We start from the raw sequence: 21,254 nt of genomic DNA on the forward strand, positions 1-21,254 counted from the left end.
TAAGAATACTGACCTATTTTTAGTTCATTATGAGAATATAAATTCAATGTTTGCCGATATATTTTTATTATTGAGTAAATTTTTCTACCAAACAGATTCAGTTCTTCTCATTTGTGCGCTTGCCTGCCTCACCTTATTTCAGTGAGCATCGAACAGTTTCACTTGCCCGAAAATGACCAAGGGCATCAGGGCCGAGGCCCGACGCGAGGAGTTTTTATCATGAGCAGCATTCCGGTTTTCCTGACCGCTGAGAAACATCACATCCTGATCGTGGGTGCGACGGCTGCTGCCATGGCCAAACTGTCCCTTTTCATGCCGACAGGCGCACGCATCAGTGTTGTGGCTGCTGGCGCGCGTGATGCTGTGCGCGAAGCGGGTCTGCTGCCGGAAGACACGGGCCTTGAGAATATCATCATCCATGATCGCGCGTTCACGGAAGATGACCTTTCCGGCAAGACACTTGTTTACATCGCGCTTGAGGATGACCTGACGGAAGAGCGTGTGCTCCGCCTTACGAACGCACGCCGCCTGCCGGTCAATGTGGTCGACAAGCCAGCGAAATCCACCTTCACGACGCCCGCGCAGTTTTCGCGCGGCGCGCTGCAGGTTGCCTTTTCCTCTGGCGGGGCGGCGCCGGTTTTTGTCCGCCGTCTTCGCAGCAGCCTTGAGCGCCTCCTGCCGCCGTCCCTTGGTGTGCTGGCAACGGCTGCCGGGTCAGTCCGCGACCGTGTAAAAACCCTTATTCCCGACAGCACCCGTCGCCGCCTGTTCTGGGACCGGCTATATGACAATGCTGGCTCCTACGCCGATCTCGCGCAGGACGAAGTCGAGCGCCTGATTGTGGACGCCGCGCGGAACCACCGCATGGGCGCTACCACCGGGCAAGTTCAGCTTGTGGGCGCAGGCCCAGGCGACCCGGACCTCCTGACCATCAAGGCCCACCGCGCCCTGCAGCAGGCGGACGTGATTGTGTACGACCGCCTCGTGAGCCGCGACGTACTTGCCCTCGCGCGCCGCGATGCGGAGCTGATTTTTGTTGGCAAACGCGAAGGTGACCACGGCATCGGGCAGGACGGTATCAACAAGGTGATTGTGGACGAGGCCCTGAAGGGCCGCCGCGTTGTTCGCCTCAAGGGCGGCGACCCGCTCCTGTTCGCGCGGGCGGGTGAAGAGCTCGCAGCACTCCGCCAACACGACATCCATGTGGAGGTGGTGCCCGGCATCAGCGCCTTTCAAGGCATCGCCGCGACCACACAAATCCCGCTGACCGACCGTGAATATTCAAGCTCCATCACGCTTGTCACCGGTCACCTGAAGGACGGTGCCTACAAGGACTGGGCGCGCCTCGCAGGCGACGGCCAGACGCTCGCCGTTTACATGGGCGTACGCGGCGCGGGCCAAATTTCAGCCGGGCTTATCAGCGAAGGCGTGAAAGCCTCCACACCGTTGGCTGTTGTTGAAAACGGCACCCGCGCCAATGAGCGCCGCTTCTACGGCACACTGGCGGGCCTTGAAGAACTGGTCGCAAAGAACGCGGTTAAAAGCCCGGCGCTCTTGCTGATCGGCGACGTAGTCAATAACGCGCGTGAGCTTGCCCACGCAGAATTTGAAGCCGAGCGCCTGCGCGCGACGGCCTGAGTTTAGGAGTACCGAGAAATGGCTAAAAAAATCACCGGCCCGCAAATGATTGTCGCCAACCTTCTTCTGGATGGTCGTGTCGTGTTCATGCGCGCTGACGGCAGTTGGAGCCCGGTTGCGGGCGACGCCGCCATGGCTGAAGAAGATGCGGACGTGGAAGCGCTCTCAGCGCTCGCGCAGAAATCCGCCGCCGCCAATGAAGTGCTGAGCGTTGAGGTCATCGAAGCCACAACCCGTGACGGCAAGCCGTTTCCGGCACATATGAAATTCGCCATGCAGGCCAAAGGCCCCAGTGTGCGCACAGACCTTGGCTATCAGGTCTCGCCCACCTGGGAACAGTAAGAACAGACGACTTTAAAGGCATCCGAACCATGTACGCTTACGACAAATATGATCACGCGATCACCAACGCCCGTGTTGCGGAATTCCGCGACCAGGTTGAACGCCGCGTGAAAGGCGAGCTGACGGAAGAAGAATTCCGCCCCTTACGCCTGATGAACGGCCTTTACCTGCAGCTGCACGCCTATATGCTGCGCGTGGCCATCCCTTATGGCACGCTGTCGGCTGACCAGATGCGCCGCCTCGCACACATTGCGCGCAAGTATGACAAGGGCTACGGCCACTTCACCACGCGGCAAAACATCCAATTCAACTGGCCCAAACTCTCCGAGACGCCGGACATCCTGCAGGAACTGGCGGACGTTGAGATGCACGCTATCCAGACGTCAGGCAACTGTATCCGTAACGTGACGACCGACCAGTTCGCTGGTGCCACGGCGGACGAGGTAGCTGACCCCCGCGCTTACGCGGAACTCATTCGCCAGTGGTCCACCTTCCATCCGGAATTTTCGTTCCTGCCGCGCAAGTTCAAGATCGCCATCACCGGCGCCGCGACCGACCGCGCCGCCGTGAAGTGGCACGATATCGGCCTCATCATCAAAAAGAATGATGCCGGCGAGATCGGCTTTGAAGTGCTCGTGGGTGGCGGCATGGGCCGTACACCTGTAATCGGCAAAACGATCAACGAGTTTGTGCACGAGCGTGATCTGCTGAGCTATCTCGAGGCCATCCTGCGCGTTTATAACGAGCAGGGGCGTCGCGACAATAAATACAAAGCACGCATCAAAATCCTCGCGGAAGATCTGGGCGCTGAGGAATATGCACGTCAGACCAATGAGGAATGGGCGCGTATCAAGGATCATCCGCTTGATGTGCCCGAAGAGGAAGCCGCGCGCATCAAGTCTTTCTTCCGCGCGCCGCCCCTACCTGTGCTGTCGGACGATGTGCCTGCCGTGGCTGAACTCGCGAAGAAGAATTTCCTTTTTGGTGCGTGGGTCAAGAACAACACCAACCAACACAAGGTGCCGGGTTATGTGAACCTGACCATCAGCCTGAAGCCGCACGGCGGCATTCCGGGTGATGCAACCGCTGACCAGATGGACCTTGTAGCTTCGCTCGCGGACGCATACAGCCAGTCTGAAATTCGCGTGAGCCATGAGCAGAACCTTATTCTGCCCCATGTGGCCAAGAAGGACCTGCCGGCCATCTGGGCTGACCTTGATGAGGCTGGCCTTGGCAGCGCCAATGTGGGCCTTCTGACCGACATCATCGCCTGCCCGGGGCTTGACTATTGTGCGCTTGCAAACGCGCGCTCCATCCCGCTCGCGCAGGAAATTTCCAAGCGCTTTGACGATATCAAACGCCTTCAGGATATCGGCCCCTTGAAGATCAAAATCTCGGGCTGCATCAACTCCTGCGGTCACCACCATGCGGGCCACATTGGCATCCTTGGTGTCGACCGCAAGGGCGAAGAAAATTACCAGATCCTGCTTGGTGGCTCCGGCGCTGAAGACGCATCAAAAGCCGCAATCCTCGGGCCGGGCTTTGACGAGCACGGCATCGTGGACGCGGTAGAAAAAGTTGTCGCGGTTTACCTTGGCGAACGTGAGGAAAGTGAAGAATTTCTTGCCACCTACCGCCGCCTCGGCCCCGCTGTATTCAAGGAGGCGGTTTATGGCGCTCGTTAATCTCACTGGTATCGACGCTGGCAAATGGGACCTGCTTGAAGACGGGCAAACACCCGCAGAGGGCAAGACTGTTGCCGTGCCGCTGGCCGAACTCAGGGACGCGGAAGAAGCTTTCTTCACGGAAGATGCGCGCATTGGTGCGCTGGTGCCGACGGACGCAAACTACAAGGACCTTGCGCCGCTTGCGAACAAACTGGCTTTTGTCGTGATCAACTTCCCGGCCTTTGGTGATGGTCGCGGCTTCTCACTCGCAGTACGTTTGCGCAAAGACCTTGGCTTCAAGGGCGAAATCCGCGCGAGCGGCCACACCATCCCGGACCAGGCATTGTTCCTCAAGCGTGCGGGTTTTGACACCGTGGAAATCCCGATCGAACGCAAAGCCGCGTTTGAAGCTGCGCTCAAGCGTTTTGATGCCTTTTATCAGAGCGACTTCCAAGGCCAGGTTTCGGTCGCGCACCTGCGTCACGCCAAGACGGACGAAGACAAGGACGCTGAACGGAAAGCATCATGAACGCGCTCCCTGCCCTGCAGACAGCTGACTATTTTGATCCGCTCCACGCTGTGGACTATCTCGACGCGCGCTACGGTGAAAGCTCGCCCGAGGAAGTGATTGACGGCGCGCTCAAATATTTCGGTCGCCGTTTTGCGCTGGTGTCGTCCTTTGGCTCGGATTCGGCTGTTCTTCTGCACATCGCAAGCCAGGTTTCCAAGGATATACCGGTTCTGTTCCTTGATACCGGCAAACTGTTTGGCGAGACCAAACGGTACCGCGACCAGCTCACGGAACTTCTGGGCCTGACGGACGTGAGGTCCATTTCGCCCGACCCGAATGACCTACAGGCACAGGACCCCAAGGGCAATCTCTGGACCCAGAATACCAACAAGTGCTGCTTCATCCGCAAGGTGGCGCCGATGGCGCGTGTGCTTGAAGGCTTTGAGGGCTGGGCTTCTGGCCGCAAGCGCTATCAGGGCGGTGTACGCAGTCTGCTGCCGCACTTCGAGGCGTCAGACGGGCGGGTGAAAGTGAACCCGCTCGCCTTCTGGACCAAAGATGATGTGCTCGCGTACAAGGACCGCGCGGGCCTGCCTGATCACCCGCTTGTGGCGGACGGTTTTGCCTCGATCGGCTGCATGCCCTGTACCGACCGGGTAATGGAAGGCGAAAGTGAACGTGCTGGCCGCTGGCGGGGCCAAGCGAAAACGGAATGCGGTATTCACCTCAGCCTTGGTGAAAACCGACGCATTCTTTCCAAGTCCTGAGTAGCGCAATCGTGATGGCCAATCGGCCATCACATCTTCATTTTACCATAAGATTTTCTTGGCTGTGGGCGCACAAGTGCCTATGATCGCCCCAGTAAGATTTTCTAACGCAGGATTGTTTATGAAACGCTCCCTGTTGCCCCTTAATGCCCTGCGCGCCTTCGATGCTGCCGCACGGCATATGAGCTTCAAACTGGCCGCCGACGACCTGTCGGTTACGCCCGCCGCCATCAGCCAACAGATTCGCTCGCTTGAGGAGTTTCTGGGCATCGAGCTATTCCGCCGCACAAACCGTTCGCTTGTGCTGACGGAAGCTGCACAGCTATCGCTGCTGCCGCTCAAAGAAGCCTTCGAGAAGATGGAAGAGGCGGTTGATATCCTCACCCAGTCCAAAACCTCGAACGTGCTGAAGGTGAGTGTATCGCCTTCGTTCGCGAGCAAATGGCTCGTACCCCGCCTCGCCTCCTTCTATGAGCGCCGGCCGGATGCGATTGTAAAAATCTCCGCGACCATGCAGCTCACCGACTTCAAGGCCGAGGATGTGGATATCGCCATTCGCTACGGTCTTGGCGGCTACAACGGGCTTTATGAGGAAGAAATCCTGCGTGAGACGGTGTTCCCCGTCTGCGCACCGGGGCTTCTGAAGGAAGGTGACCCGGCGGAAAGTGCCTGCGCGGTGCTGAAGCACACCCTTATCCACGACGACAGCACGGTCGAGGACGACAGCGTGCCCACATGGGCCATGTGGTTGAAGGCCGCGGGCGTTGAGATGCCGGACGGCATGCCTGCGCTGCACTTCAACAACCACGCGCTGGCGATCGAAGCTGCGGTTGCTGGCCGTGGTGTCGCGCTCGCACGCTCCGCCATCGCGGAAGAGGACCTGAAAGCAGGCCGCCTGATGAAACCGTTTGGCGAGGCAGTGCCGATCAACTTCGCGCACCACATTGTCTGCCCGCAGGAAAAGCTTAAGAATGAACGCGTACAAGAGTTTATTGAGTGGCTTCGCACTGAAACCGGAAAGGGCTGAAGCTTTGCGATGAACCGGGCCGTGGGGGCGGCCTGACAGGGGTGGAGGAAGACCGTGCTGTCACGTGTCCTGACGGTTGTTGCGTGTGTTTTTTGTGCCCACATTTCAGCGCATGCCGATGATGCGCCTGAGCCGTGCCTGCGCCTTGGCGCGGACGAAAGCCTGGGCGACAGCTACCTGCGGTTCGAAGCCTTTTTCAACGCGCTTTATGAACAAGCTGGCCTTTGCGCCACATCCGTCGCGATGGCCCCAAAGCGCATCGAACAATTGCTGGTGCGCGGTGAACTGGATGGCGACTGGTTCCGCCCGAGCGACTATGCCGCTGAATTTTCCGACCAACTCATTGCTGTACCACAGCCTGTGTTTGGCGTAGAAGCCCGCCTCATTTGGCTGGCGAGCACCGACTTTTCCGGCCACCCGGGTGACCTGAAAGGGCTAACCGTTGGTCACCAGTCCGGCTTTCGCTGGCTAGAGGCACATCTGCCTCAGATGGGCGCCAAGACATTCACCGTATCCAGCAGCACCCACGTTTGGGACCTTCTTGAGCGCCGCCGCATTGATGTGTTCGCGACAAGCGGCATTCATGAAGCGAGCCTGATGGCCATGCCGCGCGCCAAAGGGGACGACGTGAAACGTGCGCTTTGGACTACGGTATCCTTTTACCACCTCTTGCACCCGCGTCATGCGGACAAGGCGGCGAAACTGAACGCCACCTTGATTGACATGATCAAATCCCACCACGCGGCGACAGACCTGAACATTCCTGGCATCCAGCGCCCCCGGCTGGCGGATTAAGTGCAGGGGGGTTTGGGGGTGCACCTAACCCGCCGTCCCTCGAGGGTTAGAAGCTGTAGCCAATACCAAGGCCGACCGTCAGGTCGTATTTGCGGGTAATGCCTGGGTTATCGCGCACCTTGTCGTCCAAGTAGGTGCTGCTACCGAACGCAATTGCGGACCAGCGGTTATCAAACCGGTATACCGCCGTCACACTGGCGGAATAATTGATGACATCATCCGCCAGTTGATAAAACGGCAGGACCGGATCACCTTTTTCGCGCATCTTGTCGCGCTGCTTTTCTGTCACGCCCCACATATGGTTCGCAAGCTTGCGGCTCTGCCACGTGGCTTCGATACCCGGTGTTACCGTCAGCTTGTCATTCGTGAAGCTGTAGCTGTAACCGACGGAGACTTCCTGCCCGTTATAGGTGTCTGTAATGTCTTGCAAACCGGTCAAGGTGAGCGAGCCGAAGCTACCATGAAGGCCGAGCCGCATACCGGCATCAGCAGTGATTTTATCACGGCTGGAACCAGCCAGATTGCGGGCAGCGACGATGACATCAAGGCTCAGGTGCAGATCATCCGGGTTCTCGGGCACAGGCAGCAGGCGGTAACCAGCCTCAAGCCCCTGCAGATAGAACCGCTCCCCCCGGTAACTAACATAAGGGAACGCATTGATGCTCGTCCCCTCCGCGCCAAACGGGCTATCATAGAGCAGGCCAAGACCACCGACCGTCCACTTGGGCGGGCCGTCCTGCGCGCTCGCTGCGGATGAAAATATGATGCAAGAGGACACAAAAACCGCGCCGCTCCATTTCCTCGCTGTCATGACAAATACTCCTGTTCTTAATTGACTGTCGTTACCCGTTAAAAATTTCTTTTGTTACGTGCGCTCAAGCACACCGGTTTTGGCAAAGTGCACACGTGCAACTTAACTTCAGTTGAACACGCCCCTTCAGCCCAGCACACCCTGTGCAAGGCGACTTAAAACCAGTGCCGCCACGAAGCCGGACATCGCGACTACAGTAAGAGCGAGCCAGAAGCGAAAGTGTGGCGTGTTTTTCATTCCAAATCCCTTTCACATGTCCGCCGCCTTTTCCCGCACGCTCCCGCTGACCACAAGGCGGCTTGCGTAAAGGGTGCGAATTCCTGCGTGAAATGACACTTGGCACCCGTATGACAGTTCGCGCTTCGTGAATGGAACACATCCATGCCACCGTTCGCTTGATTGCACGCCCGTCGCCGCTAAGATGCCCTCAAAGCAAGCAACAAGAACACATGGCAGCGATGACAATATCTGAACTTCAAAGCTTCTGGGCAGACGCGACAGTGCGGGCCGAAGCTCGCAAGGCAGCCTATTTTCTGGTGGCAGGTATTATTCTTGGTACCATCGCCCCTTACGATTCGTCGAACGTGCCGTACGTTTGGGTGCGCTACCTGTACTGGATCAGCCTTGGGCTTCTGAATTCGGTGATCAGCGGGCCTGTAGCATGGCTATGCCTGCCCTATTTCGCGCGCACCAAAAAGCCAGCCTCGCTGGCGTTCCTCGCCTTCAGCATGCTGGTGTCCCTCGCGCTGTTCCCGGTTGTAATATTTGCCGAGATATATCTCTCAAGCCCACATGCCCTCACGTTCGACTATGCGTTTCGCTTCCTCTCATACGTCGGCGGATGGGATTTTGTGGCATGGTTTGGCCAGGTTGCGGTCCTGACTTTTGTGGTGATGTTGGCGGTAACCGTAGCCAACCATTTGCTCGTCCACAGGGCTGCAGCCGGGCAAGCAGTAGATCCGGAAACGCCGACACCGGCACACAGCCGCTTTTTCGCAAGGGTGCCGAACCATCTTGGGCGTGAGCTATTGTGCCTCTCAATGGAGGACCATTACCTGCGGGTCGTCACCACGCAAGGCGACGCCCTGCTGCTTCTGCGTATGCGTGACGCACTGGCTGAACTTGAAGACTATCCCGGCTTTCAGGTCCACCGATCTCACTGGGTAGCCGAAAATGCCATCGCTGAGGTCAAACGGAACGGCAGGCGTCATGTGCTGCAACTGAAAGACGCGCGGGAAATTCCTGTTTCCCGCAGTTTTGTGGAAAGCCTGAAGGAACGCGGGCTGGCGTGAAGCCACAATCTCGCCAGAGTTTCTGGCGGTAATAAATCCTCAAAGCGCAATGGGGATATCTCAATGATAAAAGTGCTTGTTTTTGCAGCCGCACTTCTGGGAGTTGACGGCACGCCAGAAGAGTGGCCGGCCAACACCGGTGTCACTCACGTCGTTGAGGAAGTGCAGATTGGCAACCGTATCATCGTTATCGAACAAACCCACCCAGACCCCAACGGCCTCCTTGCCGAGTTCCGGAAAAAACTGCCACCGCGACCGGAAAAAGAAATCAGCGATGAACTGCGCGCCCATCTCGCCCGCGGCGCTTACCGCGCATGGGACAAATGTTTCGAAGGCAAGGAACGCAAAAGCCTTATAAGCGTCGGACCCAATCCGGTCATAAACTCATGGGGTGGAGCGATTGCATTTCGTGTTACACAGCTCCCCAAAAAGGGCCAAGCCCTCACAGCCACCACCATGATTGCAGACTTTTCTGATATCAAAATTTCAGACTACGGCGATGTAAGGCGTTTTTTGTTGGCCCCCTTCAAGAAAGGGAAATTGAAATGTGCGCCATAAAAAAAACCGGGCCGCTGTATGCAGCCCGGTTTCAATTTCTCACACCTCTAAGCGGCTATCATTCCTCGGTCGCGTTTGCTTCCATCGCTTCTTCGCTGTCCGCGTAGGAACGGTCGAAAGCTTTTGAAAGGAACAGCGCGTTCAGGAACAAGCGCTCGGTGCCAAGGTAGCTGGCACGGAAGTTCGGGTTGTCGGCGAACAGGATCACCGCACCGTCGCCCATGCGCTCAGCGGTCAGCATTGGCGTGCCTTTGATCTCATTCAGGCGACGGTCCGACGAATAGCCGCTGATGAGCGGGCTACTGGAATAAACCGCGACCTGCGCATAAGGGTCCTTGGGCACTGGCAAGGTGAAGGTGGAGTTTTTGTTGCTGGCCACATTGCGGCGCACCAGACCAAACCCAATCGGGTGGGTGATATCAAGATCACTTTCAAACACCGCACCACCGATCACATCTTCCGCGTCTTTCTGGCCTTTCTGGGCGTAGGCAAGGCGTTCGACTTTCTTGTCGTCCGCCTTGTCGTCCTTCTTGTCCTTCAAAGCGCCGGTGATGTTTTTGGCAGCCCATTCAGCACCCTGACGGCTGGCGACAATGGTGCCGCCCGCTTTCACCCATGCCTTCACGTCGTCCACCATCTCTTTCGGGAAGCCGGAACCGCCGCCCACAAGAATGATGTGCGTATAACGGGTGAGGTCGATGCGGGACAGGCGGTCCTGGCGCACAAGTGTCACCGGCATTTTCATACGGTGATCAAGCACGTGCCAAACCTCGCCCGCGTCATAGGATGATACGCGGCCACCCACCACAAGAAGCGGCTTCACCGGCTTGAGGTCCGCAACAGAATCACGGCCACCAAGGTCCGCGCCCACGTTCAGCGTATGGCCAGACGTTGCGGCATGAACGGTGATGCCGTCTTCTTCCGCAACCTGCTGCATCATGGCGTGGATGCTGGCACCATCCACCGTCTGCAGGTCATTGGCCACAATCACGGCGCCACGGTCAAATTTGACCACACCGCGGGTGGTTTGCACCTCAATCGGCTCCTTCGCGATACGGGCCATCACACCGGCATTCAACAGGCGCCCCGCAGCGCGCGGCGCATAATAGTCAGACCAACGGAACACATAGGCGTATGGCGCGCGGTCAACCGGCTTGGCGTCTGCACTGGCTGTGCCCAATGCCGCGTCACCCAGCTTGCCTTTAAGGCCGCTTGTTACGGCAGCGTAATCAAGCCCGTAGGCGGCGGGTAGTGTCCAGCCTGACACGTCATAGAACACCTTGTCAGGAAACTCCGTGATCTTGCCGAAAAGCGCCTTGGCCATGCGGTATTGCACCTGGTTGAGCGGCACAATGTAGGAGCCTTCACCAAAGGTACGATCTTCGGCTTTCACCTCGCCCTTAAGGGCGTAAGCCTCCACCCGGTGGCGGGCAAGAAACTGCAGGAACAGGTTCACGCGGGTCGGGTCTTCCGGCGCACGGAAGACATAGCCCTGCACCTTGTCGTCCTTCACAAGGTCAGCAACCTGCGCATAGAAATCACGCTGGTAGGCGTGCAGCTTGCTGCGCATTGCTACCGCGCCCTTGATGGTGGACAGGCTGGTGCGGAAGTGTTTCAGGATATTGTCCGCATAGGTTTTGATGCCTTGGTCGCTTTCCCGCGCGATACCCATCTGGGCACCGGCTTCATAGAGAATACCAAGCGAACCGTTGACCTGCGGGTATGTGGAACCCTTGCCGATATAATAGTTATCGAACCCCTCTTCCGAGAAATAGAGCGTACCCGCTTTATCAAGGCTTTCGCGGTGATAACCAGCGATCTCAACCAGCAGCTCACGGCCGCGCGCCGGGATCAGCGGGTGTTTTCGGGTCGGTACACCGGGGTGGAAATAATAGGTGCTGTTGCCACCCATCTCATGGAAGTCACCGGACACTTCAGGCTTCCAGTCATGCCATTCCTTGAGCCACGCCTGGCTTTCGGGCTGGGTCTGGAGAAGCCACTGGCGATTGAGGTCGAACCAATAGTGGTTGGTGCGGGCCCCCGGCCAAACCTGATTGTGGACCTCGTGCGCGGGGTCAAGCGCGCGCAGGTCGGAGCCATATTGCGTGACCCATGCCGCGCGGCGGGAGTGGCCGTCAGGGTTGAAGATGGCAGTGATCAGGATCACACTGTTCTTGAGTGTATCTTCAATCTCCGCCCCTTGCGCCGCGGCAAGGTGATAGAGCGTGGGGATAGCAGCATCCATGCCGCTGGCTTCCGCGCCGTGCACACCGTAGTTGAGCCAAGTCACCACCGGCAGGTCATCGGAAGCCTCAGCCGCCGTTTCCGGATTAGACCGTTTCAGGTGGTTGGTGCGGATTTCTTCCAGCCGCGCTAGGTTTTCAGGGCTGGAGACCGTGATAAACAGGATCGGGCGACGTTCATGCGTATAGCCGATAGTCTTGATCTGCATGCGCGGGCTTTGTTCGACCACCTCACGGATGTAGGAGACCATCAGGTCGTGACGCACCGGCTGGTCGCCGACATCGTGGCCAAACACTTCCGCCGGTTTCACAATGCCCTGATTATAGTCCACCCCCGGCACCAGATAATAATCAAGCGGTTCGGCATGTGCCGCACCAAGGGCAAAACCCGCCCCGGCGGCAAGGCCCAAAGCCCATTTCAGAAATCTCGGTCGCATTACAGTCCCCTATTTTTTCAGATCTTCGTAATTGATTGGCTCGTTGCGGTTCAGTCGGCCTGCCATCTCTGGCATCTCATACTTGAGGCCATTACCGCAGTTGAACAGCACCACCCGGTCGCCCGCTCCCACACGGCCGTCCTTCAGTGCTTCCTTGTAGGCTGCATAAGTCGCAGCACCTTCAGGGCACACAAGCACCCCTTCCCGCGCGCCAATTTCGCGCCGGGCATTTTCAATCTTGTCGTCATCCACCGCGATGGCAAAACCGCCGCTTTCGCGCACGGCATCGAGGATCAGGAAATCCCCCACAGCCACTGGCACGCGGATGCCGCTTGCAAAGGTATGCGCGCCCTGCCACAGCGTGGCATGGCGTTCACCGTCCTCATAGGCTTTCACGATGGGTGCGCAGCCTGTGGCCTGCACCGCCACCATGCGTGGGCGTTTGGAGCCAATCCAGCCCAGCGCCTCCATCTCATGGAAGGCTTTCCACATGCCAATAAGGCCGGTGCCGCCGCCGGTGGGATAAAAAATCACATCCGGCACGTCCCAGCCAAGCTGGGCGGCGAGCTCGAGCCCCATGGTTTTCTTGCCCTCAATCCGGTAGGGCTCCTTGAGGGTCGAGAGATCGAACCAGCCCATAGCTTCCTTGCCTTCACCCACGATCTTGCCGCAGTCGTTGATGAGGCCGTTCACCCGCCACACCTTGCCGCCCTGCAACGCAATTTCGCGCACGTTGGCGTCCGGCGTGTCGTCAGGGCAGAAGATATAACTTTCCATGCCCGCCCGCGTGGCATAGGCCGCCATGGCCGCACCTGCGTTGCCGTTCGTTGGCATCGCCAAGCGCTTGATGCCAAACTCTTTCGCCATGGAGACCGCGAGCGCGAGGCCCCGCGCCTTGAAGCTGCCGGTCGGCAGGCGGCCTTCATCCTTGATGATAATTTCGCCCGAAACGCCCAAATCGTGTGCGAGAGTTGTGCACGATATGAGCGGCGTATCGTCTTCACCGAGCGCGATGACATTTTCTGTTTTGGTGACGGGCAACAGCTCACGCCATTTCCAGAAACCACCGCCCCGCGACCAGACCTCATCGCGGCTCACGCTATCGCGGATGCGGTCAAGGTCATAGCGCACCAGAAGCGGGCGCCCGGCGCGCGACAGGCCGTGCACCACACCGGGTTCATAATCACTCTCGTGCGTCAGCCCGCATTCAAGATGGCTGACAAATGTGGAAAATTCTGTCATGGCTCCCCTCACGTGTAGGCCGCACAGCCTAGGACCTCCCCTTAGTAGAGACAAGGCTTGTGCATCAGGCCTCCCAATAAATTTAGAGGGCCATGGAAAAGAAAATCACATGTGCGTTATGTGACCGCGAAATCGGGAAACATGTGGAGATGCATCATCTTATCCCGAAGTCGCAGGGTGGCCGGGTTACAATTCCGTTACATCCTATTTGCCACCGCAAGATTCACGCCCTATTTAACGAGAAGGAACTGGCGAGAGACTACGCCACGATTGCCGCGTTGCGGGAAAACGAAGAGATCAGGCGCTTTATTGCATGGCTTAGGGGTAAGCCGCCTGATTTTCACCGCCGCACCGCACCACACGGGGGACGCCGCCGCTAGAGTAGCGGTCAAGCGCAGGATGCACATAGGTATTTTATGATCACCAGGCCACCGATCTCATACGAAAAATGGGGCCAATGCGGCAAGTATTTCGAATGGAATGACCACCACGTCTTTTACCAGCGTGGCGGCAACGGCGAAGTCTTGCTCACGATCCACGGGTTTCCAACCTGCGGCTGGGACTGGGCCTGGGTATCCAAGCGCCTTGTCAGCCAATTTCATATGGTCGTGCCGGACCTGCTGGATTATGGCCGTACCCTGAATAGCCTGAAGAAAGTCTGCACCATTGGTGACCAAGCCGACATGCTGGACGCGCTGATGGCGCACCGCGGCATTGATGAAGTGCATATCCTTGCCCATGACGTGGGCGATACGGTCGCGCAGGAGCTGATTGCGCGGCATAATGAAAGCTCGCTCTCTTTCCGCATCCGCAGTGCATTGTTCCTCAATGGTGGCATGCTGCCCGCGCACCACAGGCCGCGCCGGGTGCAAACCTTGCTCGCAGGCCCGCTTGGGCCGTTGATTTCTCAGATCGCCCTCAAGGGTAAAATGCTGAAGGGCTTCTCCGACGTTTTTGGCCCGCACACCAAACCGACCGACGTGTCGCTTGACGAATTCTGGCCCGCCATGGTGGGCGTGAACGGGCGTGGCGCCTTCGCCCGCCGTATACGCTATATGGCGGAGCGTATCGTCAATGCGGACCGCTGGAAACGTGCGCTTGCCGAAGCCAAGCTACCGATGATGCTGATCAACGGTGTGGATGACCCGGTCTCGGGCGGGCACGCGGCAGACGCGATCGAGAAAGAGCTGCCGAACGTCAAGGTCGTGCGCCTGCCAGGCATCGGCCATTTCCCGCAGATTGAAGCACCGGAAGCCGTCGCGGAACTGGTGGACCAGTTCCACCGCTGCATTGTCAGGAACGGCTACCTCAGGCCTTCGGAACTGAAGGCCGCGCAAGGTTTCATGCTCTAGGCCAACAGCGCCATCTATTCCCGCGTATTTTTCTTGCCTTTCCGCTTGACCGGCTGGGCAATTTCATCAAGTTTGGGCCCCATAAAACAAGGGCCTACCATGCACGAGCAGCACACCAACCCGCCCGCGACAGACGGTAGCAAAACCGCCGGGTCACAGGCAATGATCGCCTTTTTCACCATCGTCGCGGGGACCGTTCTCGGTCTCGCCGGTATTGACCTTGTGCTGCCGTCCGTTCCCGCCATGCCCGCCATTTTTGGTACCGACATCGCCAACGCGCAGCTTGTGCTGGCCACCTATGTCGCGGGTATGAGCGTGGGCCTTCTGATGTTCGGCGCCCTTGCCGGACACTTTGGCCGGCGTCGGCTTTTCATCGGGTCGCTTCTGGCCTTTGGTGTGCTCTCGCTCCTCGCGGTGATGACGGACAATATCCATGTGCTCAACATCATCCGCTTCTTCCAAGGGGCAGCCGCAAGCGGCGGTGCGGTGCTCGCACCCGGGCTGATCCGCGCACTGTTCTCGGAACTTGGCGCCATCCGTGCCGTCAGCGCCATGGGCAGTATCGAATCGCTGGTGCCCGGCCTCGCACCCATTGCAGGCGCATGGCTTTATGCGGAGTACGGCTGGAAGGCGAGTTTCGAGATTACGGGCACCGCCGTCCTCGCCATCTGTGCACTCGTGATCCTCATCCCCTCGCTGCTGCCGCACATCGGTCAGAAACGTAGCGGCTCCAGCGCCAGTTACTGGCGGGTGATGAAGAACAAATCTTTCATTCGATACGGCCTTAGCCACGCGCTGGTGCTGGGCGGCTTGTTGGTGTTTGTCTTCTCCACCCCCGCCGTGGTGATCGAGACCATGGACGGCACCATTGAAGACTTCATTCGCATGCAGTTTGTTGGCGTGTGCCTGTTCATTGTGTCAGCGAACGTCAACGGTAGCCTTGTGAAGCGCTTTGGCAACGAGAAGGTGATCATGGCGGGTACGATCATCGCCACGCTCGGCTCCGCCACGCTGTTTGCCTATGCGCTTTTTGGCCCTAACAACCCCTACCATCTCGTTTATATGTTCTGGATCCTGAACCTCGGCCACGGCATCAGGAGCGGGCCGGGCTTTGTGCGCGCGCTTCAGACCACCCACGGCGAAGACGACAAGGGCTCTGCGCTCATGATCCTCGCCACCATGCTGACGGGTGCTGTGGGTACAGCCATCGTTGGACCATTCATACAGTTCGGTCTTGTGGGGCCCACTTTGGCGCTTGTGCTGATTGTGGTGCCCGCGTTACTGCTCATGTATATTTTCCCGCCCTTCAAGGAGGGCGACCAACCATCCGAACGCGGTTAAGGAGCCGTCCGTCATGTCACGCATTTCTTATGTCAATGGTGCCTATGTTCCCCACACCGAGGCTGTCGTGCATATCGATGACCGGGGCTACCAGTTCGCAGATGCGGTGTACGAGGGCGTGACCGTGCGACATGGCCGCATGGTTGACCTTGAACCGCACCTTGACCGGCTGTGGCGGTCGATGGGAGAACTGCGCATCGCCCCGCCGATGGACCGTGCGCCGATGCGTTTTGTGTTCAGCCAGGTTATCGCCAAGAACCGTATCGAGAATGGTTTCCTCTATATCCAGATCAGCCGCGGTGTAGCAAAGCGCGACCATGCGTTCCCGACCAAGCCTGTCGCATCAAGCCTGGTGGTGACACTCAAACGCCTTGATGTGGACGGCGTAATCGCGCGCGCTGGCAAGGGCGTGAAAGCTTTCTCGGAAGCGGATATCCGCTGGGGACGCTGCGACGTTAAATCCACCTCGCTGCTACCCAATATCCTCGCCAAACAAGCGGCCAAGGAAAAGGGCGGTTTCGAAGCCGTACTGGTGGACAAGGACGGTTATGTGACTGAGGGCAGCAGCACCAATATGTGGATTGTGCGCAAGGACGGCGTGGTGCAAACCCGCTCCACGGCCGACAATATCCTGCCCGGCATCACACGTGCCACGCTCCTGAAACTGGCGGCAGAACTGCAGATCAAAGTGGTTGAGGAAGCCTTCACGCTTGAAGACGCCAAGGGCGCCACTGAGATGTTCCTCTCAAGCTCCACCGGGTGCGCGACGCCGATTGTGGAACTGGACGGCCAAAAGATTGGCGACGGAACACCCGGTCCCATCGCCAAACGTCTTGTTGAAGCCTATCAGCGTTATATGGACGCCTGATCAGGCCACTTTGCGTGCGCCCCAACCCCGGCCAGCCATGAAGGCGAGCACGGCACCAACGGCAGCACCATTCACGAGATGCATGGCCATAAGCGGCATGCGCGTGCCTTGTGGGAAGTTCGGCAGGCTTGTGTACCAAAGGCTATCTGTCGCCATCAGGTAAAGGCCGATCATCAAACCGAAGATGATACCTGCCGTCATGTCACCCGTACCGACCGCCTTGGTGAACAGCCATACTACAACAATGGTCTGCACCAAGTGGTACGCCATGGTTGGCATAACAATCTCTTCCACCGGCTTCATGGCAGCGGCGGCTTCCGTCCATGCTTCCGGCATCAGGAACATGGGTTCGACGGAATAGAGCACACCATAAACAATAAACGCGACAACAATATTCAGGATGAATTTACCAACGTTCATAAGGTCCCTCCCCTTGTTGGTGGTTGGCCTCGCTGTCCTGAATTTTTATGCCTCTTCTGGCCCGCCCCCTGCGGGTTTGTAGAGTTTGGCCAGCACCATGCCGATCACGGCACCCACGAACATGTGGATCACGACCGAATAAGGTAGCGGCGAAGTATTCAGTGTAAGTCCAGTATACATGGACAGGTCAGTCGCGGCGAGATAGCCGCCGACAAGGAGCCCGAAACGCGCCCCGGCTTTCACATCATTTGAGCCAACAGCCATATTGAATAGCGCAACGACAATGATGGTTTGCAGTAGATGGCCCAGCATCTCAAAAAGGGCCAAGCCTTCCTCTGGCGAGCGCATCATCGCGGCATTGGCGGTATAGATATCCGCGAACACCACACCCATTAGCCCTATGTAAAGGGCGGCATAGATGACGAAAGCAACAACAACACTTAAGATAAACCGTCCAATGCTCATTGGTTCCTCCCCCTGCAAGCGTTAGAACGTCAATTAATCTGCCTTGTTTTCCCCATCGGTTTTTTCGGCTTTACCGGCTTCTGCCTCAGCCAAAATGGCCTCGTCAGTTTCCAGCTCACCTTCCTCATAGTTTGGTGGCACGACCGCGATTTTCGGTAGCGGTCCGTCTGTCTTGAAGTGGACAACCCGTTGCGGGTACGGGAATTCGATGCCCTCTTCGTGGAACTTGTCCCAGATATGCAGCATCACGTCGCTCGCGATGTTGGAGACCCCGTTTTGCGGGTCCTCGATCCACATGCGCAGCTCAAGGTCTACACCATCTGCACCAAAATTCTTGAGCAGTGTGCGCGGCTCCGGGCTCGACAGTACCCTGCTCTCCTCACCCGCGGCCTCCACCATCAGTTCCATCGCGCGGCGGATATCACTTTCATAAGACACCTGCACCGGAATGCGGCGGCGCACCAGCCGGTGGCTGTGCGACCAGTTGATCACGGGCTGGGTGATCATATCCTCGTTCGGGATCAGGAACTCCGTCCCGTCGCGGGTGATGACGCTGGTGTAGCGCGCGGCAAGGCGGTTGATGGTACCGTAAGTGCCCTGTGTCTCGATCACGTCACCGGGTTTGATAGACCGGTCCATGAGGAGGATAATGCCGGAGATAAAATTCCCCACCACCTTCTGGAGACCAAAACCGATACCAACACCAAGCGCACCACCGAAGACCGCCAGGGCGGTGAGGTCAATGCCCGTGGCGTTGAGGGCGGTGAGGAACGCGATGGATACCAGAAGAATCTTACCAGATTTGGTCACCAGCACCCGCGCGCTCGGCGGCAGGGTGGAGAAATTGACAATCTGCTTCTCCATCAGGCTCGAGATCGCGAGCGCAGCCCACAGAAGCACCCCGAAGGTAACAATGCCCTGGAAGACATCCAGCACACTGACCGACGAATCGCCCAGCGGCAGGTGTGCGCCCTCAAGCACGGTCAGGATCGGGTCCAGAAGGCCGATTATGTTAAGGGCCGCAAGCGTCCAGGCGATGCCCGCAATCAGCCGCGCCAACTCCCGGTTCGCGATGATACTGACCGCAAGGCGGATCACCAGCCATGCGGAAAACAGGCTTGTCGCGATCGAGAGGATATAGGGCCGGCCAAGAAGTGGCTCCACAATCAGCATAGCGGTCCACACCAGCATGATCGTCATCGCGGTCGACAGAATCGACAGCAGGAAACGGTCACTGAATTTGCGGATAAACGGCTTGTCGCCAAATGCCTTCAGAAGGCCTTTGAGGATTTTGGAGCACGCGAAGCGCGACGCAAAATAGGCGACGATGACAATGCCAAGCTCAATAAGCCGGAGAGGCGCAAGCAGGTTGGCTTGAAGCCAGACCCAGACCTCATTCCCGAAAGCCAGCAGTTTCGCCTGAAGTTCCTCTTCCATATGAGTAGCTTAGCGTCGCTTGCGGAAAAAGTCTCTAAGCAATTGTGCGGCTTCTGCTTCACAGATGCCACCATAGATTTCCGGCCTGTGGTGCGTGGTGCTTTGGCTGAAAATACGGGCGCCAACGGTCACGCCGCCACCCTTGCTATCTTCCGCTCCAAAGTAAAGCCGCCGAAGCCGGGCAAAGGCAATCGCCTGTGCGCACATGGCGCACGGCTCGAGGGTTACGTAAATATCGCAGCCCTCAAGCCGCTCGGAACCGAACTTGCGCGCGGCTTCCCTGATCGCGATCAGTTCCGCGTGCCCGGTGGGGTCATGGGGCCCCACAACGCTGTTTCCAGCGGCCGCGAGCACCGCACCGTCCGGCCCGGTAATGACAGCACCAATAGGTACCTCACCACGCGCGGCGGCTTTACGGGCTTCATCAAGCGCCCGGTGCATATGCGGAAATTCATCAATCATGCATGAGTGTTAGCGCGATTGTTCCTTTTCGCCAAGACATGCTGCATCGCCTGTGCGTTCAAAAGTGCCACCTTCCCATTTGAAGGTGACCTTGCTGTCGGACGCGAGGGTCATCTCCACCTTCGACGGCTCGCCATAGGCGCGCTCCAGCATATAGCCTTTGCCCCCTGTGCCAGCGAGCAGTTCGGCGCTGAAACGCCCGGCTTTAAACACCAGCTTGCCGTCCGCGTCACACACCGTGGCAGCCCCATATGCGGGGGAGCTGTATTGCCCCGGCAGTGCGGCCCGTAGCGCGGCAGCCTCAGGGCGGGCGGCATCATGCAGGGCATCTTCGCGGATACGAGCGCGGAACTGCGCATAACGCACATGGCTCGCGACCCTGCCGTCAAGCCGGCGTTCGGCGTTCTTGTCAGCGTCCGCAAGACCGAGCACATAGTCGATTGCCTGTTGGCTTGCGTTCCAGCCGTAAGTCCAGCCAAATGCGCGGGCACGGTTGATGGAAGCCACGGCCAGATTGTCATCGGGCAGGAACATCATGAAGATCATCATGCCGTCATAGGTGCCGCCATGATAGAAAACCCGGTGCCCCGCATAGTCACAGTTTTGCCAGCCAAGGCCATAGCCGTCGCAGCTCATATCAGCATATTTTTTAGCCGGTTCGCGTTTGGCGTAGGCTGTTTGCGCTACCTCATAAATCTCGCCCTCAAGCACCGCGTGGGTCATGTTGGCCTGCAACCACCGCACCGCATCCGCACTGGAGATAAAGTGCCCGCCCGCCGGGTGCACAAGGTCGTCTGCCTTCGCGGGCGCTTCGGCCCAGCCAGCTTTATCAAGCGGGCTATAGTGGTAGCCGAGTGCTATTTCACCCTCAGGGATTTCACTTGGCACATTGGTTGCCGTTGAAAGACCGAGCGGCATGTGGATATCACTCGCGAGCCAGCTTTGCCAGCTGCGGCCGGTCTTGCGCTCCAGCACCGCGGCGTAGATGAGGTAGCCAAGGTTGTCATAGGAAAAGCCCGGCTCTATCGGCACCGAATGCTGTTCCAGAATTGCTTCATAGTCGGCAACCGGCGTATCGCCCAAATAAGCCGTGCGCACCACAAGCGGATCGCACTCAAAACCGAAATTATGCGACAGCAACATACGCATGGTGATTTTGGATGCGTCTATGGGTGCTGGCAAATCAAGGCTCGGCCACTCGTCCTTCAGCGTCGCATCAAGGGACAGCACACCGTCTGCATCAAGTTTGGCTGCCAGAAGTCCCGTGAAGCTTTTGCTGACGGAGGCGATATACAGCCGGTGATCCATGGTAAGGGCGTCACCCGAGCCCAAGACGCGTTCACCCTTGAGGCGGGAGTAGAGCACCTTCTCCCCATTCGCGACCACAAGGCTATAGCTTGGCGGCGCGAGAGGGCTTTCGTCCTGCGCGTCCATAAAGGCGTCAAGCGGTTTGGTGAAGTCGTCCGATGCGACTGAAATATGGGTGAAGGTCATAGCCGCCGCGAGCGCAAAAGCGCCGCGACGCAATAGCAAATGCGTCATAATCTGTATCCTCGTGTCGTAGCATTTAGTCCCCGTC

General features: G+C 58.1%; 21 protein-coding genes. 13 read left to right on the top strand and 8 right to left on the bottom strand.

What is annotated here, in order from left to right:
* Positions 1–219 precede the first annotated feature (219 nt).
* The 7 genes from cysG (at position 220) to B150_RS0101345 (ending at position 6,747) form a co-directional block, all read left to right on the top strand.
* Positions 220–1,638 (top strand): siroheme synthase CysG, encoded by a 1,419-nt coding sequence (gene cysG, locus B150_RS0101315; protein WP_020398069.1) that lies wholly within the window; start codon positions 220–222, stop codon positions 1,636–1,638.
* Between the two features lie 18 nt (positions 1,639–1,656).
* Positions 1,657–1,980 (top strand): DUF2849 domain-containing protein, encoded by a 324-nt coding sequence (locus tag B150_RS19215; RefSeq protein ID WP_020398070.1) that lies wholly within the window; start codon positions 1,657–1,659, stop codon positions 1,978–1,980.
* A gap of 29 nt (positions 1,981–2,009) precedes the next feature.
* Positions 2,010–3,665 carry a nitrite/sulfite reductase gene (locus B150_RS0101325; RefSeq protein ID WP_020398071.1) on the top strand — a complete coding sequence of 552 codons (1,656 nt, stop codon included), beginning with the start codon at positions 2,010–2,012 and terminating at the stop codon, positions 3,663–3,665.
* Positions 3,652–4,176 (top strand): DUF934 domain-containing protein, encoded by a 525-nt coding sequence (locus tag B150_RS22030; RefSeq protein WP_020398072.1) that lies wholly within the window; start codon positions 3,652–3,654, stop codon positions 4,174–4,176. Before B150_RS0101325 ends, B150_RS22030 begins: the two co-directional genes overlap by 14 nt.
* Complete coding sequence (locus B150_RS0101335) at positions 4,173–4,925, top strand: phosphoadenylyl-sulfate reductase (RefSeq protein ID WP_020398073.1); 753 nt, start codon at positions 4,173–4,175, stop codon at positions 4,923–4,925. Before B150_RS22030 ends, B150_RS0101335 begins: the two co-directional genes overlap by 4 nt.
* A 121-nt stretch (positions 4,926–5,046) precedes the next feature.
* Positions 5,047–5,952 (top strand): transcriptional regulator GcvA, encoded by a 906-nt coding sequence (gene gcvA, locus B150_RS0101340; protein ID WP_020398074.1) that lies wholly within the window; start codon positions 5,047–5,049, stop codon positions 5,950–5,952.
* Between the two features lie 54 nt (positions 5,953–6,006).
* On the top strand, positions 6,007–6,747 hold the full coding sequence (locus B150_RS0101345; RefSeq protein WP_020398075.1) for a hypothetical protein: 741 nt from the start codon (positions 6,007–6,009) through the stop codon (positions 6,745–6,747).
* A gap of 46 nt (positions 6,748–6,793) precedes the next feature.
* Here the strand turns inward: B150_RS0101345 and B150_RS0101350 are convergent, their stop codons facing one another.
* Positions 6,794–7,558 (bottom strand): MipA/OmpV family protein, encoded by a 765-nt coding sequence (locus tag B150_RS0101350; protein ID WP_020398076.1) that lies wholly within the window; start codon positions 7,556–7,558, stop codon positions 6,794–6,796.
* A 449-nt stretch (positions 7,559–8,007) separates the two neighbouring features.
* On the opposite strand from B150_RS0101350, the gene B150_RS22035 reads away from it, so the two are divergent.
* Together B150_RS22035 and B150_RS0101365 are read left to right on the top strand one after the other, a co-directional pair.
* Positions 8,008–8,850, top strand: a complete 843-nt coding sequence (locus B150_RS22035) for a LytTR family DNA-binding domain-containing protein (RefSeq protein WP_020398077.1) — start codon at positions 8,008–8,010, stop codon at positions 8,848–8,850.
* 63 nt (positions 8,851–8,913) lie between these two features.
* Positions 8,914–9,408, top strand: coding sequence for a hypothetical protein (locus B150_RS0101365; RefSeq protein WP_020398078.1), 495 nt, complete (start codon positions 8,914–8,916; stop codon positions 9,406–9,408).
* Between the two features lie 58 nt (positions 9,409–9,466).
* On the opposite strand, the gene B150_RS0101370 is transcribed toward B150_RS0101365, so the two are convergent.
* Complete coding sequence (locus B150_RS0101370; protein ID WP_155859903.1) at positions 9,467–12,088, bottom strand: M14 family zinc carboxypeptidase; 2,622 nt, start codon at positions 12,086–12,088, stop codon at positions 9,467–9,469.
* A 9-nt stretch (positions 12,089–12,097) separates the two neighbouring features.
* Positions 12,098–13,330, bottom strand: coding sequence for a threonine synthase (locus tag B150_RS0101375; RefSeq protein ID WP_020398080.1), 1,233 nt, complete (start codon positions 13,328–13,330; stop codon positions 12,098–12,100).
* A 92-nt stretch (positions 13,331–13,422) separates the two neighbouring features.
* Between B150_RS0101375 and B150_RS22800 the strand changes: the two genes are divergently transcribed.
* From B150_RS22800 to B150_RS0101390, 4 genes are all read left to right on the top strand, one after another.
* Positions 13,423–13,710, top strand: a complete 288-nt coding sequence (locus tag B150_RS22800; RefSeq protein WP_025896795.1) for an HNH endonuclease signature motif containing protein — start codon at positions 13,423–13,425, stop codon at positions 13,708–13,710.
* Between the two features lie 36 nt (positions 13,711–13,746).
* Positions 13,747–14,682, top strand: a complete 936-nt coding sequence (locus tag B150_RS19230) for an alpha/beta fold hydrolase (protein WP_020398081.1) — start codon at positions 13,747–13,749, stop codon at positions 14,680–14,682.
* 99 nt (positions 14,683–14,781) lie between these two features.
* Positions 14,782–16,023 (top strand): MFS transporter, encoded by a 1,242-nt coding sequence (locus tag B150_RS0101385; RefSeq protein WP_020398082.1) that lies wholly within the window; start codon positions 14,782–14,784, stop codon positions 16,021–16,023.
* Positions 16,024–16,036: 13 nt separating this feature from the next.
* Positions 16,037–16,891, top strand: a complete 855-nt coding sequence (locus B150_RS0101390) for a D-amino-acid transaminase (RefSeq protein ID WP_020398083.1) — start codon at positions 16,037–16,039, stop codon at positions 16,889–16,891.
* On the opposite strand, the gene B150_RS0101395 is transcribed toward B150_RS0101390, so the two are convergent.
* From B150_RS0101395 to B150_RS22040, 5 genes are read right to left on the bottom strand one after another with little or no spacing between them, the layout of a single operon-like run.
* Positions 16,892–17,311, bottom strand: coding sequence for a hypothetical protein (locus tag B150_RS0101395; protein WP_020398084.1), 420 nt, complete (start codon positions 17,309–17,311; stop codon positions 16,892–16,894).
* A 45-nt stretch (positions 17,312–17,356) separates the two neighbouring features.
* A complete protein-coding gene (locus B150_RS0101400) occupies positions 17,357–17,776 on the bottom strand; it encodes a hypothetical protein (RefSeq protein WP_020398085.1) in 420 nt (139 codons plus the stop codon).
* 33 nt (positions 17,777–17,809) lie between these two features.
* Positions 17,810–19,213, bottom strand: a complete 1,404-nt coding sequence (locus B150_RS19235; protein WP_020398086.1) for a mechanosensitive ion channel family protein — start codon at positions 19,211–19,213, stop codon at positions 17,810–17,812.
* Positions 19,214–19,222: 9 nt separating this feature from the next.
* Positions 19,223–19,675, bottom strand: a complete 453-nt coding sequence (locus B150_RS0101410) for a nucleoside deaminase (RefSeq protein WP_020398087.1) — start codon at positions 19,673–19,675, stop codon at positions 19,223–19,225.
* Between the two features lie 9 nt (positions 19,676–19,684).
* Positions 19,685–21,217, bottom strand: coding sequence for a serine hydrolase domain-containing protein (locus B150_RS22040; protein WP_020398088.1), 1,533 nt, complete (start codon positions 21,215–21,217; stop codon positions 19,685–19,687).
* Positions 21,218–21,254 lie beyond the last annotated feature (37 nt).

It is taken from the genome of Kordiimonas gwangyangensis DSM 19435 = JCM 12864 (assembly GCF_000375545.1).
GTDB lineage: Bacteria > Pseudomonadota > Alphaproteobacteria > Sphingomonadales > Kordiimonadaceae > Kordiimonas > Kordiimonas gwangyangensis.